Raw genomic sequence first — 14,890 nt, forward strand, 5'->3', positions numbered from 1 at the left:
TTCAGGCGGTCTTCCGGACCGTCTGGGCGGGCTTGAGCCGCGCGATCGATTCGTCCACCGACAGCACGTCGCCGAAGAACAGCATCCAGCCGTGCAGCGCGTGCTCGTGCTCGGCCGGCGTGACCGCGGCCAGCGCGTCGTCCACCATGATGGTGCGGAAGTCCCGCATCATGGCATCGCGGGCGGTGGATTCGCAGCACACGTTGGTGACCGTGCCGGCGATCAGCAGCGTATCCACGCCGCGCCCGCGCAACAGCGGCTCCAGTTCGGAAGAGCCAGGCGCCATTGCGCTGTAGAAGCGTTTGGTCACCCGCAGGTCAGTGTCGCGCGCATGCAGGTCCGGGTGCAGCGCGTAGCCGGGAGCGTCGCGGCGCAGCGTTTCCAGGCGCCGGGCGCTGCGCTCCGGCGTCAGCATCACGCGATGGTGGTGCGACCAGAACAGGTCGGCGTTGTCCGACGCGGTCTGCACCCAGACGATGGTGCCGCCCGCGGCGCGCACCGCGTTGCACAGGCGGTTGATGGGCGCGATGAGTTCGCGCGCCGGCGCGCATTCACCCTGGTAGCCGGGCAGCGTGAAGTATTGCTGCATGTCCACCACCACCACCGCCAGGCGCGCGGCCGGCAGCTCGTCATAGGGGTGCAGGCGGCCCTGGCGGGCGATCACGCGGTCCTGCACCCATTGCGGGAATTCCATGGCGGCTCCTTATCCGTAGCGCCGCGCGATGGCGGCTTCGATGCGGTAGACGATCAGGTACATCACGCTGGAGATCAGGGCCAGGATGGCGATGGCGGTCATGACGATGTTCAGCTTGAACACCTGGCTGCCGTTCATGATGAGAAAGCCCAGGCCGGAATCCGCAGACTGGAACTCGCCCACGATCACCCCGACCAGCGCCAGGCCGATATTCATCTTCACGGCCGCGATCAGCGTGGGCACGCTGCCCGGCAGCACCACCTTGGTCAGCACCTGCCAGCGGCTGGCGCCGAAGGTATGGGCCAGCTTGACCTTGTTCAGGTCTATGCCGCGAAAGCCCGCATAGATCACCATGATGGTCACGAACACCGCGATCGCCACGGCCATGCCGTACACCGCGTAGTCCGATCCCAGCCACAGGTAGAAGATCGGCACGAAGGCGATCTTGGGCATGGCGTTGGCCACCACCAGGAAGGGGTCCAGCACCTTGTACAGGAAGTCCGACCACCAAAGCGCCGCCGCCACCACGATGCCGATCGCCATGCTCAGGCCGAAGCCCACCAGCGTGGCGCTCAGCGTGGTCATGATGTGCTTGCCCAGTTGGCCGTTGTTCCAAAGCTCGATGAACGTCGGCCACAGCGCGCTGGGATAGCTGGTCAACAGCGGGTTGAGGATATGCATGCGCGGCAGGATTTCCCAGGCGCACAGGAAGATCAGCAGCAGCAGGGCCTGCGCAATGCGGATATGCCTGCGCCGCGCGCGGTCGCGTTGCAGGTAGTTCAGGTACTTCTCGCTGGGCGCGCGCACGGCGCGCAGCGGAACGGTATTGGCGACGGGCGCGTTCATGGGTCAACCCTCCACGTGGACGTCCAGCTCGTCCCACAGCTGTTTGAAGTAGGTATTGAATTCAGGCCGCGAGCGCGCCTGGAACGGCGTCGGCCGGGTCCCGTCGCCATAGTGGATGCGGTACTGGCTCTTCAGGCGGCCGGGCCGGCGCGACAGCACGATCACGCGGTCCGTCATGGCAATGGCTTCGCCGATGTCGTGCGTGACCAGCACCACGGTCTTGCCTTCGCGCCGCAGGATGTCCACCACTTCATCGGAGATCGCCAGCCGCGTCTGCGAATCCAGCGCGGAGAAGGGCTCGTCCAGCAAGATCACGTCAGGCTCGGTGACCAGGGTGCGGGCCAGCGCGGCGCGCTGCCGCATGCCGCCCGACAGCTGACGAGGCGTGTGCGACAGGAAGGCGCCCAGCCCGCATTTTTCCAGCAGGTGCACGGCTCGCGCCTCGCTGCGCGCGTCGCGGCGGCCCTGGATTTCCGCGCCCAGCATGACGTTGTCCAGGATGGTGCGCCACTCGAACAGGTAGTCCTGCTGCAGCATGTAGCCGATACGCGGATTGGGCTTGGTCACGGCCTGGCCGTCTATCATCACCGCGCCCGAAGTGGGCGGAATCAGTCCGGCGATCAGGGACAGCAGCGTGCTCTTGCCGCAGCCGCTTTGCCCGATCAGGCTGACGAATTCGCCCGCCGCCAGCGTGAACGACACGTTGGCCAGTGCCTCGGTCTCGCCTTCCTGGGTGAAGTAGGAAAGACAGACCTCGCGCAGTTCGATCTTCGCGGTGGCGGGATCCGGCTTCAGGTTGTGGATGACGGCGCCCATCATTGGGCCTTCTTGGCGAAGTCGGTCACCACCACGTCCTCATATTTGACGCGGGCGTTGTCCTTCATGACCGCGCTGGCGATCAGCATGTCCTGCAGCTGGTTCATGGCCTCGGCCGTCACCAGCGGCGTGGTCTTCCATATCTGGTATTGCTTGTAGCGTTCGATGGCTTCAGTCACCGCGGCCTGGTCCATGCCGGGGAAGTAAGTCATGATCTGCGGAGTCAGCGCGACGGCGGGCGTGTCCTTTACGTACTTCTCGGCCCGCGCCACCACATTGGTCCAGGCCTGGATGACCTTGGGGTTGTCGCGGATGTATTTGTCGGTGGCCGTGAATACGGTGTAGTCCACCTGACCGACCTCATGACCCACCGAGGCGACGATGTAGCCCTTGCCGTTGCGCACCAGTTCGCCGGCCTCGGGTTCAAGAAAGATGCCGTATTCGCCCTGGCCGGCCATCCACGCCCCGGCGCGCGCCGGGATGCCGATGTTGTTCAGCAGCTTCACGTCCTTTTGCGGATCCACGCCGTGCTTGCGCAGCGCCGTTTCCAGGAACACGATGGGATTGGACCCGGGCCGGAAGCCGATGACCTCCTTGCCCTTGAGCATGGACCAGTCGAACTTCTCCACCGGCTTGCGCGCCAGCAGGAAGAAGCCGTCGGTGGCGGTCAGCCCGGCGAAGATCTTGGGCTTGACCGGCGATTCGCTGTTGTGGACGTAGATGGACGCCTCGGGGCCGATCAGCACGATGTCGGCGCTGCCGGAGAGCAGCGCGGTCATGCCCTTGTCCGTGCCCTGCGAGGTCTTCATGGACACGTCCAGGCCGGCGTCCTTGAAGTAGCCCTGCGACAGGGCCACGTATTTCGGCACGTAAAGAATGGACCGCACCACTTCTTCGTAGCGGACCTTCACGGGGGGATTGAGGGCTTCGGCCTGGGCGGCCAGGGGGGCGAGCAGCGCGAGCAGCGCCGCAGCCGCCAGACGGGGCGATGGCAAGGATTTCACGGGACTTTCTCCTGCGTCTTGAATGCCACGCCGAAACCCGGCGCAACACGGCCAATGGGATGGATCGACAACAACAACAGGGAAGCCCGAACTGGTTGCCCGGGCCGGTAAGGCTTGGATCGAATACTATATTCAATACAAAGAGGCGACAAGCATTTTGCAGTTGGCGTTTTTCTCTATGGACGAGAGAAGCTCAGCCCGCTAAAAATTCAGGCTGGAATGCCAGTTGGTATACAAAATGAAATCGCAGGCCGCCAGGGCCTGCGATGGACCGGCAGGGCGCGCAGCGCCCATCCGCCGGGATCAGGGCCGCCGGGAGCGGCCCTGCATGGTCTTCACTTCAGACCAGGACTTGGTTCAGGAACTTCGAGATGTCGGCCACTTCCTCGGCGCAAACCGAGTGCGGCATCGGGTAGGTGTGCCATTGCACGTCGTAGCCCAGCCGCTGCAGTTCGGCCAGCGAGGCCTGGGCGCGCGGCAGCGACACCACCGGATCGTACTGGCCGTGGGCCAGGAAGATGGGCGTGTCCTGGTTGGCGCCGTGGCGCTCGGCCTCGGCCGTATCCAGTAGCGGCAGGTAGCCCGACAAACCCATCATGCCCGCCAGCTTTTCCGGCAGGCGGATGCCGGTATGCAGGGTCATGGCGCAGCCCTGCGAAAAGCCCGCCAGCACGATCCTGGAAGTAGGAATGCCGCGGGCGTTCTCGCGTGCGATCAGCTTGTGGATGGCGGCTTCCGAGGCGCGGATGCCGCGGGCGTCCTCGACGCGCACCAGGTCCATGACCAGGATGTCGTACCAGGAACGCATCGCCATGCCGTTATTGATCGTCACGCGCTGCACCGGCGCATTCGGGAACACGAAGCGCACCGAAGCGCCGGCCGGCAGGTCCAGCTCCGGCACGATGGGCGCGAAATCGTTGCCGTCGGCGCCCAGGCCGTGCAGCCAGATCACGGCATGCGTGGGATTGGGGGCGGTTTCGATTTCGATGCAATCGAGCAGGTCGGTCGGAGCGTTCATGGACGGCGGACGGTGAAAATCAGAGGGTGAGGGTCTTCAGGGCCTGGAACAGCGCGCGGTAGTGCTTTTTTTGCGGCTCCTGGCCTTGCAGCAGGGCGGCGTTGGCCTGCTTTTCCTTGCGGGCGGCACGGATCAGCGCGCGCAGTTGCTGGACGTCGGCTTGCGGATTGCTGTTGAGCAACTTGGTCAAGGCCTCGTCGTCGTCCAGCAGGCGGTCGCGCAGCGTTTCCAGCCGGTGCATGGCGGCGGTTTCCTCGCGCGAGCCGTTTTCCCAGATGTCGAGCTGGGTGCGGATCTCGTCGGCCGGTGCGTCGCGCATCAACTTGCCCACGAAGTGCACCTGGCGCCGCTTGCCTTCGCGCCCAGTGGTGCGCTGCGCCGTACGGATGGCCTCATAGAGGCGCTCGGCCAGGGGCAATTGCTTGAGGCGTTCGGGGGACAGTTCGATCAGCTGCTTGCCCAGGTCCAGCAGGGCGTGCATTTCGCGCTTGACCTGGGACTTGCTGGGACGGTCGTAGCCGTTCTCGTCGTAACCGTCGTCGACGGATTCTTCTTCAGTATGGGAATTCATGGAAAACTGCGCAATGACAGACTTGGCTATGATAACCGTCTCTGCAAATTGGACTGCAATGGTTAAAACCTCCTCATCCTTGCCGCTGGCGGCGAATCACGCGCGTTTTTCCGAACTCGTCGAACAAACCCTCGCCTATGCGCGCCAGATCGGCGCCTCCGACGCCGCGGCGGAAGTCTCGGAAAGCCTGGGCCTGTCGGTGTCCGTACGCAAGAACGACATCGAAACCGTCGAACAGACCCGCGACCGCTCCCTGGACCTGACGGTCTACGCCGGCCAGAGCCGCGGTTCCGCCTCCACCTCCGACTTTTCCGAAGCCGCGCTGCGCCAGACGGTCGAAGCCGCCTGGCATATCGCGCGCCACACCGCCGCCGATCCGGCCGCCGGCCTGCCCGACGCCGACCAGCTGGCCACCGAATTCCCCGACCTGGACCTGCACCGCGCCTGGAGCGTGTCCACCGAAGAAGCGGCCGAGCTGGCGCTGCGCGCCGAGCGCGCCGCCCGCGAGGTCGATGCGCGCATCACCAATACCGATGGCGCCACCGTGGGCACCTACGAAGGCCAATTCGTGATGGGCAACACGCGCGGCTTCCTGGGCGGCTATCCGTACTCCCGCCACAGCCTGTCGGTCGCGCCCATCGCCGGCCGCGGCAACGGCATGCAGCGCGACTACTGGTACAGCTCCGAGCGCGATCCGGCCAAGCTGGCATCGCCCGAAGCCATCGGCCGCTACGCCGCCGAGCGCACGCTGTCGCGCCTGTCGGCCCGCCGCATCCGCACCGGCAAGTTCCCCGTCCTGTTCGAAGCGCCGCTGGCGCTGGGGCTGGTGGGCGCCTTGACCCAGGCCGCCAACGGCGGCGCGTTGTACCGCAAGGCCAGCTTTCTGCTGGACGCGCTGGGCAAGCCCATCTTCCCGGATCACATCAACCTGACCGAAGACCCGCACATCCGCGGCGCCATGGGCAGCTCGCCCTTCGACGACGAAGGCGTGCGCACGCGTCGCCGCAACGTGGTGTCGGCCGGGGTGCTGGAAGGCTACTTCCTGTCTTCCTACACCGCCCGCAAATTGGGCATGGTCACCACCGGCAATGCCGGCGGCTCGCACAACCTGGTGTTCAGCTCCACCCGCACTCGCCGCGGCGACGACTTCGAAGCCATGCTCAAGAAGATGGGCACGGGCTTTCTCGTCACCGAACTGATCGGGCAGGGCGTCAACTACGTCACCGGCGACTACTCGCGCGGCGCATTCGGCTACTGGGTGGAAAACGGCCAGATCCAGCACGCGGTGCAGGAAATCACCATTGCCGGCAATCTCGCCGACATGTTCAAGCAGATCGTGGCAATAGGCGCCGACACGATTTCGCGCGGCACCAAGACCACCGGTTCGATCCTGATCGAACAGATGGCCATTGCCGGAACCTGATCTTCCAGATGCAGCCGCGGCGCCATGCGCCGCGGCTGCCTTGAGATCCCCGCAGTCGTTCCGGTCTTTGCAATCCCTTACCTGATAGTGTGGCCAGGCAGGCCGATATCAGCGTGTAATATCCGCCGGGTATCGCTTGATGTCCCAGGTGTTGCTGTAAAGGAGCAAAGAGATGCAACGACGTTCGTTCTTGAAGCACGCCGGTCTCGGCGCCGTCGCTACCGGAGCCGCCGTCAGCGCGCCCGCGTTCGCGCAGGACATGCCGTCATTGAGCTGGCGCCTGTCGTCCGGCTTCCCCAGCATCCTGGATCTGCGCATCGGCGCCGGCGAAAGCTTCTGCAAGTTCGTCTCGGAAGCCACTGGCGGCAAATTCAACATCCGCCACTTTCCCGAAGGCGAGATCGTGCCCGCCGCGGACCTGATGGAAGCGGTATCCACCAAGAAGGTGGAGTGCGGTCACGCGTCGTCCCGCGCCTACTACGCCAAGAACCCCGTCTTCTGCTTCGACGCCGCCGTGCCCTTCGGGCTGAACGCCCGGCAGATGAACGCCTGGATGAACGAGGGCGGCGGCCTGCGGCTGACTCGCGAACTCTTCAAGCCCGAAAAAATCATCAACTTTCCGCTGGGCAATACCGGCGCCCAGATGGGTGGTTGGTACACCAAGGAAATCAAGCGCGCGGGCGACCTCAAGGACTTGAAAATGCGCGTCGGCGGCCTGGCCGCAGACGTGCTGGCCAAGCTGGGCGTGGCCCCGCAGCAGGCCGACCTGGCCAAGCTGGCGGAAGCCTTCGAGAAGGACGGTCTGCAGGCGGTGGCGGGCGCGGGGCCTTACGATGACGACAAGCTTGGCCTTAATAAGGTTGCTAAGTATTACTACGCACCCGGCTGGTGGGCGCCCGGCGAGCAGTTGTCGCTCTATATCAATGACGAGGCCTGGAACGCGCTCCCCAAGAACTACCAGGCCGTGGTCGACGCCGCTGCCCAGGCCGCGCACGCCGCCACCATCGCCCGCTATGACGCCCGCAACGCGGCCGCGCTGGCCCAATTGACCGCAAACGGCGCCCAAATCCGGACATTCCCGAGGTCCATCATGGACCTGGCGTTCGAGGCCACGCAGCAGGTCTATAAGGACTTGGGCGCCAAAGACCCCAGATTCAAGGCGATGCACGATAGTTACATGGGTTTTCGCGACAGCGAAATGCCATGGTTCCGCCTGACCGAAAGCGCCTACGACCAGTATCTGGGCGTAGCGCTATCGGCCAGAACGTAGGACACTTACGCCTGCCGAATAACATTCGGCGAGTGTTAGGGTTTTTGCTAGTAACCACACGTTTTTTACAAAAAAATGGGCGGTTTGTAGGCTTTTGTTGAATGGCGTTCGAGTAGCCGCCTGATACAAAGGAGTAATATCCCGGGTCTTGACGCGCAAACATGACGCCTTTAGGCGCCATCCGACGTCAATCCGGCAGGATTACATCAGCCCGGATACCAATATTCCGAGACAGACTTTAAGGTGGTAACAACCATGCAATCCAAGACCAAGAAGCTGCTGGCCGCGCTGATCGCTGCCGGTATCGTCCCGGCTGCCCATGCGGCCGACATCAAGATCGGCGTGGCCGAAGCCCTGTCGGGCGGCGCCGCCCAGTACGGCGTGTCGATCCGCAACGGTTTCCAGCTGGCCGCTGATGAAATCAACGCCGCCGGCGGTATCAACGGCAACAAGATCGTGCTCGTGGTCGAGGACGAACAAGGCAAGAAAGAAGAAGCGATCAACGTCTTCAAGAAGCTGATCTTCAAGGACAACGTCCTGATGGTCTTCGGCCCGACGCTGTCGAACTCGGCCCAGGCCGCCGACCCGATCGCCCAGGCTGCCAAGACGGTCGCCTTCGGCACCTCCAACACCGCCGACGGCATCACCTCCATCGGCAACTACGTGTTCCGCAACTCGGTTACCGAAGCCGACGTGCTGCCGGCCACCATCTCCACCGTCAAGGCCAAGACCGGCCTGAAGAACGTGGCGGTGCTCTACGGCAACGACGACGTCTTCACCAAGAGCGGCTACGACAACTTCAAGAAGGCCCTGGAAGACCAGAAGATCCCGGTCACCACGACCGAAACGTTCGCCAAGGGCGACGTGGACTTCAAGGCCCAGCTGACCAAGATCAAGGGCACCAACCCCGACGCCATCGTGCTGTCCGCACTGTTGGCCGAAGGCGCCCCGATCATGGTGCAGGCCCGTCAACTGGGCCTGAACGTGCCCGTCATCGGCGGCAACGGCATGAACTCGGTCAAGATTTTCGACCTGGCCCCCGGCGGCGCGTCGAACAATCTGTGGATCGGCAGCCCGTGGTCGATCGAGAACAAGGCGGCCGAGAACGTCAAGTTCATCGACGCCTACAAGGCCAAGTTCAACGGCGCGCCCGACCAGTTCGCGGCCCAGTCGTATGACGCCATGTACATCGCCGCCCAGGCGCTGAAGAACGTCAAGCTCTCTGGCGATCTGCCCAAGGATCGCACGGCCCTGCGCGACGCGCTGCCCTCCGTGACCTGGACCGGCGCTACCGGCCCGTTCAAGTTCCGCCAGGCCAATGACCGCGCCGGCAAGCCGGCCGGTTACGACGCCGACCAAGCCCCCATCGTCAGCGTGACGAAGGACGGCAAGTACGTCATCGAGAAGTAAGCGCTACGCATCCCCGCGCGGGGGGATGCGCCTTGCGGACGGCGCGGCTGTCCGCAAGGCGCTTTTTATCGCAGGGCCGTCACCCTAGAAAAAATGCCTCCCCGTCGGGAGGCTCAAGGCCATGCAGTGGGCGCTGCATGGGGCCCTCACAGCTTTGGAAAGTCCCATCATGTTCGAACAACAATTCGTCAATGCCTTGTCGCTGGGCTGTGTGTATGCACTGTTCGCGCTGGGCTTCACGCTGATCTTCGGCGTGCTCGGGGTGATCAACCTGGCGCATGGCGCCGTCTTCATGGTTGGCGCCTACGCGGCACTGTTCGTCGTGCAGCAATTCAGCCTGCCCCTGTGGGCCGGGCTGATGGCCGCGTTCTTCGTCGCCGGCTTCACCGGGGTCATCATCGACTACCTGGTGCTCAAGCCGCTGCGCAAGCGCAACGCGCCCCACCTGATCCCCATGATCGCCACCATTGGCGTAGGCATCATCCTGAACAACGGCGCCCAGAGCATCTTCGGCGCCAGCAACCTGCGCTTCCCGCACGGCACCGTGCCCGAGGAAGTGATCGAGGTCGCCGGTCTGCACCTGACCGTGATCGAGCTGGGCATCATCTTCCTGTCTTTCGCGCTGATGGCCGTGCTGATGTACGTCATGCGCCGCACGCAATTCGGCCGCGCCCTGCGCGCCATCGCCGAATCGCCCAAGGCCGCCTGGCTGCTGGGCATCAACGTCGAAAAGCTGTTCGTCACCACCTCGTTTGCCGCGGCTGCCCTGGGCGGCGTGGCCGGCGTGCTGATCGGCCTGTACTCCAATGCGCTGTTCCCCCTGATGGGCCAGCCGATGCTGCACAAGGGCATCGCGGTCATCATCCTGGGCGGCATGGGCGACATCCGCGGCGCCATGCTGGGCGGCCTGTTCCTGGGCTTCGCCGAGGTGCTGTCGGTGGCCTACATCGGCTCCACCATGCGCGATGCGGTGGCTTTCGGCCTGCTGTTCCTGATCCTGCTGGTGCGCCCGCAAGGTCTGTTCGGCAAAGTGGTTCAACGCAAGGCTTAAAGAATGAGCGGATTCGAAAACTTCTGGGCCATCTACGGCAACCTGGTGCTCACGCTGGGCACCAACGCCTTGCTGGCCCTCTCCATCTGGCTGACCCTGGCTTGCGGCATGCTGGCCATGGCCAACGCAGCCTTCATGGGCATCGGGGCGTACACCGCCGCGCTGCTCACCATGAACTATGACGCGCCGTTCTCGGTCGCGCTCGCCGGCGGCATGGCGGCGCCCGCGCTGGTGGCCGCCCTGATCGGCTTGCCGACCTTGCGGCTGTCCGGGGTCTACCTCGCCATGGCCACGCTGGGCTTTGGCGAAGTGGTCCGCGTGACCATCCTCAACACCGAATCCATCACCGGCGGCGCGCTGGGCCTCAATGGCATCCCGCAGCTGACGCAGTGGTGGCACGTGGTGTTGGCCGTGGTCATTGTGCTATTCGTGCTGTGGCGCGTGCGCGCCTCCAAGATCGGGCGTTCGTTCGACGCCATCCGCGGCGACGAAACCGCGGCCGGCCTGATGGGCATCGACGTGCGCGCCAACAAGATGCTGGCCTTCGTGGCCGGCGCGATGATCGCGGGCCTGGCCGGCGCCTTGAATGCGCACCTGACCTTCTTCATCGGTCCCAACGAATACGGTTTCGACCGTGGCGTGGAAATCCTGACCATGGCGATCCTGGGCGGCATCGGCGGCCTGGCCGGTCCCGTGCTGGGCAGCTTCATCATTACCGTGCTGCCCGAAATGCTGCGCGGTTTTGCCGATCTGCGCCTGGTCGCGAACGGAGTGATTCTGGTGGTGATTGTGTTGTTCCTGCCGCAAGGCATCTGGGATCCGGCGCGCTTCAAGCGCTGGATGCGCCAAGGACGCCAGGGAGGCAAGCGCCATGCTTGAGCTTTCTTCCGTCTCCAAGAGCTTCGGCGGCCTGCATGTGCTGCATGACGTCAGCCTGTCCGTGCCCGAAGGCGCCATCTTCGGCTTGATCGGCCCCAACGGCGCTGGCAAGACCACGGTGTTCAACCTCATCACCGGCCTGCTGCCGCCCAGCGGCGGCACCATCACGTTCAATGGCCAGAGCGTCCTGAACAAGAAGCCGCACCGCATCACGCGCATGGGCATCGCTCGCACGTTCCAGAACATCCGTCTCTTCAAGGAGATGACGCTGCTGGAAAACGTGGTGGTCGGCGCCTATCGCCATATGAACTACGGCTTCCCCAGCTTGCTGCTGGGCCTGCCGGGCTACCGCGAGCACGAAAAGCGCGCCCGCGAGCGCGCGCACGAATTGCTCACCTGGATGCGCCTGGATCACAAGGCCAATGATCTGGCCGACAACCTGTCCTACGGCGAGCAGCGCCGCCTGGAGCTGGCGCGCGCGCTGGCCACAGAGCCCAAGCTGCTGCTGCTGGACGAGCCGGTCGCGGGCATGAACACCGGCGAACGCGCCGAACTCATGCGCGAGATCCTGGCCATCCGCGACCGCGGCTACACCATCCTGATGATCGAGCACGACATGCGCTTCGTCATGGGCCTGTGCGAACGCATCGCGGTGCTGAACTTCGGCAAGATCATCGCTTGCGGCGGACCCGACGAGATCCGCAACAACGAACAGGTCATCGAAGCCTATCTGGGCCGCGAAGACGACGAAGACACCGAACAAGCGGAGGCCGCACAATGAGCGTCATGCTGGAAGTCCGCGGACTCGAGGTCAATTACGGCCACATCGAAGCCGTCCGCGGCATCGACCTGGACCTGAACGCCAAGGAAATCACCGCCCTGGTCGGCGCCAACGGCGCCGGCAAATCGACCACGCTGCTGGCGCTGTCGGGCCTGTTGCCCAAGGCGCGCGGCAAGATCACCTTCGAAGGCGAGGACATCACCAACCTGGCGCCGCACCAACTGGTGGCGCGCGGCATCGTCCAGGTGCCGGAAGGGCGGGCCATCCTCACCACCATGACCGTGCTCGAAAACCTGGAGCTGGGCGCCTACCGCCGCGGCCTCAAGAACGTCGACTCGGACCTGGAATACGTGTTCAACCTGTTCCCGCGCCTGAAGGAACGGATCACTGGCATCGCCGGCAACCTGTCCGGCGGCGAACAGCAGATGCTGGCCATCGGCCGGGCCCTGATGGCCAAGCCGCGCCTGCTGCTGCTGGACGAGCCCTCCATGGGCCTGGCGCCCATCGTGGTGCAGGAGATCTTCCGCTCGCTGCGCGCGATCAATGCCGACGGGCTGACCTTGTTCCTGGTCGAGCAGAACGTGCGCCAGGCGCTCAAGATCGCCCAGCACGGCTATGTGCTGGAAAATGGCGCCATGGCGCTGACCGGCACCGGCCGCGAACTGTTGGGTCATCCCCGCGTGCTGGAAGCCTATCTGGGCGCCTGACCGGCGGGCAGGCGGGGCTGTGTCCCCTGTTATTGGCATGGCTGGGCGGCGCCTTGGGGCGCCGCCTCTTCATTTCCTGCGGCCAATCAGTTGCCCACTTTTTGAGCAGCTGTGTTAGAATCGCAGGCTTTCCCTCGTTTTGGCTATTGCACGGGCGGGTAATAACGCTTAGGCGGGACGCTGATATCGGCTGAAGTCTGCTGGAAACCCAATGGGTTTTTCCGCAATTTCGGCCCAGTTCGGGGAAAGGAACTGGCTGGATGGTCCAGCCAGGGAAATTTTTATTCTTAGGAACCATCATGAAGACCTTTGTGGCCAAGCCGCATGAAGTCCAACGTGACTGGTTTGTGATCGACGCCAAGGGCAAAGTCCTCGGTCGTGTGGCCAGCGAAGTCGCACGTCGTCTGCGTGGCAAGCACAAACCTGAATTCACGCCGCACGTTGATACCGGTGACTACATCGTCATCGTCAACGCTGCCGATATCGTTGTTACGGGCGCCAAGGCGAAGGACAAGAAGTACTTCCGCCACACGACGTACCCGGGCGGTATCCGTGAAACGAACTTCGAGAAAATGCAAGAGCGTTTTCCCGGCCGCGCCATTCAGAAGGCTGTCAAGGGCATGCTGCCCAAGGGTCCTCTGGGCTACGCCATGATCAAGAAACTGAAGGTGTACGCCGGTGCCGAGCACCCGCACACCGCCCAGCAGCCCAAGACGCTGGATATCTAAGGAAACGCCATGATCGGTAACTGGAATTACGGAACCGGCCGTCGCAAAACCTCGGTGGCTCGCGTTTTCATCAAGAAGGGCACGGGTAAGATCGTTGTCAACGGCAAGCCCGTCGACGATTTCTTCGCCCGCGAAACTGGCCGCATGATCGTGCGCCAGCCGCTGGAACTGACCGGCCACCTGGAATCGTTCGACATCAAGGTCAACGTGCACGGCGGCGGTGAAACCGGCCAGGCCGGCGCAGTCCGTCACGGCATCACGCGTGCCCTGATCGACTACGACGCGACCCTGAAGCCCGCACTGTCGCAAGCTGGTTTTGTCACCCGCGATGCCCGCGAAGTCGAACGCAAGAAGGTCGGCTTCCGCAAGGCACGTCGGCGCAAGCAGTTCAGCAAGCGTTAATACGCTGCTCAAAAAGCCCGCTTCGGCGGGCTTTTTTTCGCACCTTTGGTTCCAGCGCCGGCGCTGCCCGGTTGCTGCGCGCCGCGCGCGGAACTCCGCGCATTCCGTCCGGTCGGAAAGAAGGACTGCGGTGCCATTTCGGGCTCTTAGCCGCAACACCCGCTTTCCCGAGCGATACAATCGATCCTCGTTCTACGAAGAGCACACATCATGGCCCAAGCATCGAACACCCGCATCAAGGTTGGTATCGTCGGCGGCACCGGTTACACCGGCGTCGAGCTGCTGCGCTTGCTGTCGCAGCATCCCAATGTGGAGTTGACCGCCATCACGTCCCGCAAGGAAGACGGGCTGCCGGTGGCTGACATGTATCCCAACCTGCGCGGCCGCGTGAACCTCGCGTTCTCGGCGCCGGAAAAGGCCTCGCTGACGGATTGCGACGTCGTGTTCTTCGCGACGCCCCACGGCGTGGCCATGGCCCAGGCCCAGGAACTGATCGCCGCGGGCACCCGCGTCATCGACCTGGCCGCGGACTTCCGCCTGCAAGACATCCCCACCTTCGAACGCTGGTACAAGATTCCCCATACCTGCCCGGACATCCTGGCCGAGTCCCAGTATGGCCTGGTGGAACTGAACCGCGAGGCCATTTCCAAGGCCCGCGTCATCGGTAACCCCGGTTGCTATCCCACTACCGTGCTGCTGGGCCTGGCGCCGCTGCTGGAAGGCGGCAAGAAGCTGGTCGACGCGCAAACCCTGATCGCCGACTGCAAGTCGGGCGTGTCGGGCGCCGGCCGCAAGGCCGAAGTGGGCTCGCTGTTTTCCGAAGCCTCCGACAACTTCAAGGCCTACGGCGTGGCCGGCCACCGCCACCACCCCGAAATCGTCGCGCAACTGGAAAAGATCGCCGGCGGCAAGGTTGGCCTGACCTTTGTGCCGCATCTGGTGCCGATGATCCGCGGCATGTTCTCCACTATTTACGCGCGCATCCTGCCCGAGGCCCGCGATACCGACTTCCAGGCCCTGTTCGAACAGCGCTACGCCGACGAACCCTTCGTCGATGTGATGCCTGCTGGCAGCCTGCCGGAAACCCGTTCGGTGCGCGCCTCGAACAACCTGCGCATCGCGCTCAGCCGCCCCGGCAATGGTGACCAGCTGATCGTGCTGGTGGTCCAGGACAACCTGGTCAAGGGCGCCGCCGGCCAGGCCGTCCAGAACATGAACCTGATGTTCGGCATCCCTGAATCGACCGGCCTGGATCAGGTCGCGATTCTGCCTTGATGTTTGCAGGCTTGC

The 14,890-nt window shown here is 64.0% G+C and carries 16 protein-coding genes; 10 read left to right on the plus strand and 6 right to left on the minus strand.

Annotated elements, in window-relative coordinates:
- Position 1 precedes the first annotated feature (1 nt).
- From AC3WOB_RS28840 to yjgA, 6 genes are all read right to left on the minus strand, one after another.
- A complete protein-coding gene (locus AC3WOB_RS28840) occupies positions 2-694 on the minus strand; it encodes an isochorismatase family protein (RefSeq protein ID WP_492276912.1) in 693 nt (230 codons plus the stop codon).
- A gap of 9 nt (positions 695-703) precedes the next feature.
- Positions 704-1,540 (minus strand): ABC transporter permease, encoded by an 837-nt coding sequence (locus tag AC3WOB_RS28845; protein WP_207471010.1) that lies wholly within the window; start codon positions 1,538-1,540, stop codon positions 704-706.
- A 3-nt stretch (positions 1,541-1,543) separates the two neighbouring features.
- Entirely contained in the window at positions 1,544-2,356 is an 813-nt protein-coding gene (locus tag AC3WOB_RS28850; RefSeq protein WP_041654829.1) for an ABC transporter ATP-binding protein, read from the minus strand.
- Positions 2,356-3,360 (minus strand): ABC transporter substrate-binding protein, encoded by a 1,005-nt coding sequence (locus AC3WOB_RS28855; RefSeq protein WP_492276913.1) that lies wholly within the window; start codon positions 3,358-3,360, stop codon positions 2,356-2,358. Before AC3WOB_RS28855 ends, AC3WOB_RS28850 begins: the two co-directional genes overlap by 1 nt.
- Positions 3,361-3,700: 340 nt before the next feature.
- Positions 3,701-4,378 carry an alpha/beta hydrolase gene (locus AC3WOB_RS28860; RefSeq protein WP_492276914.1) on the minus strand — a complete coding sequence of 226 codons (678 nt, stop codon included), beginning with the start codon at positions 4,376-4,378 and terminating at the stop codon, positions 3,701-3,703.
- 19 nt (positions 4,379-4,397) lie between these two features.
- Positions 4,398-4,949 (minus strand): ribosome biogenesis factor YjgA, encoded by a 552-nt coding sequence (yjgA, locus tag AC3WOB_RS28865; protein ID WP_013391404.1) that lies wholly within the window; start codon positions 4,947-4,949, stop codon positions 4,398-4,400.
- Between the two features lie 58 nt (positions 4,950-5,007).
- Between yjgA and pmbA the strand changes: the two genes are divergently transcribed.
- From pmbA to argC, 10 genes are all read left to right on the plus strand, one after another.
- A complete protein-coding gene (pmbA, locus tag AC3WOB_RS28870) occupies positions 5,008-6,372 on the plus strand; it encodes a metalloprotease PmbA (RefSeq protein ID WP_013391405.1) in 1,365 nt (454 codons plus the stop codon).
- 172 nt (positions 6,373-6,544) lie between these two features.
- The gene (locus tag AC3WOB_RS28875; protein WP_492276915.1) at positions 6,545-7,642 is read left to right on the plus strand and encodes a TRAP transporter substrate-binding protein; all 1,098 of its coding nucleotides are present in this window, start codon (positions 6,545-6,547) and stop codon (positions 7,640-7,642) included.
- Positions 7,643-7,897: 255 nt separating this feature from the next.
- On the plus strand, positions 7,898-9,052 hold the full coding sequence (locus tag AC3WOB_RS28880; RefSeq protein ID WP_013391407.1) for an ABC transporter substrate-binding protein: 1,155 nt from the start codon (positions 7,898-7,900) through the stop codon (positions 9,050-9,052).
- A 169-nt stretch (positions 9,053-9,221) separates the two neighbouring features.
- Complete coding sequence (locus AC3WOB_RS28885) at positions 9,222-10,103, plus strand: branched-chain amino acid ABC transporter permease (protein ID WP_041652165.1); 882 nt, start codon at positions 9,222-9,224, stop codon at positions 10,101-10,103.
- 3 nt (positions 10,104-10,106) lie between these two features.
- Positions 10,107-10,982, plus strand: a complete 876-nt coding sequence (locus AC3WOB_RS28890; protein WP_013391409.1) for a branched-chain amino acid ABC transporter permease — start codon at positions 10,107-10,109, stop codon at positions 10,980-10,982.
- Positions 10,975-11,763 (plus strand): ABC transporter ATP-binding protein, encoded by a 789-nt coding sequence (locus AC3WOB_RS28895; RefSeq protein ID WP_492276916.1) that lies wholly within the window; start codon positions 10,975-10,977, stop codon positions 11,761-11,763. The genes AC3WOB_RS28890 and AC3WOB_RS28895 overlap by 8 nt, the downstream gene beginning before the upstream one ends.
- On the plus strand, positions 11,760-12,470 hold the full coding sequence (locus AC3WOB_RS28900) for an ABC transporter ATP-binding protein (RefSeq protein ID WP_013391411.1): 711 nt from the start codon (positions 11,760-11,762) through the stop codon (positions 12,468-12,470). The genes AC3WOB_RS28895 and AC3WOB_RS28900 overlap by 4 nt, the downstream gene beginning before the upstream one ends.
- A gap of 299 nt (positions 12,471-12,769) precedes the next feature.
- Positions 12,770-13,198, plus strand: coding sequence for a 50S ribosomal protein L13 (gene rplM, locus AC3WOB_RS28905; RefSeq protein WP_013391412.1), 429 nt, complete (start codon positions 12,770-12,772; stop codon positions 13,196-13,198).
- Between the two features lie 9 nt (positions 13,199-13,207).
- Positions 13,208-13,600, plus strand: a complete 393-nt coding sequence (gene rpsI / locus AC3WOB_RS28910) for a 30S ribosomal protein S9 (RefSeq protein WP_006217310.1) — start codon at positions 13,208-13,210, stop codon at positions 13,598-13,600.
- Between the two features lie 210 nt (positions 13,601-13,810).
- Complete coding sequence (gene argC / locus AC3WOB_RS28915) at positions 13,811-14,875, plus strand: N-acetyl-gamma-glutamyl-phosphate reductase (protein WP_013391413.1); 1,065 nt, start codon at positions 13,811-13,813, stop codon at positions 14,873-14,875.
- Positions 14,876-14,890: the final 15 nt, after the last annotated feature.

Source organism: Achromobacter sp. FW305-C-30-7 (genome assembly GCF_058783105.1).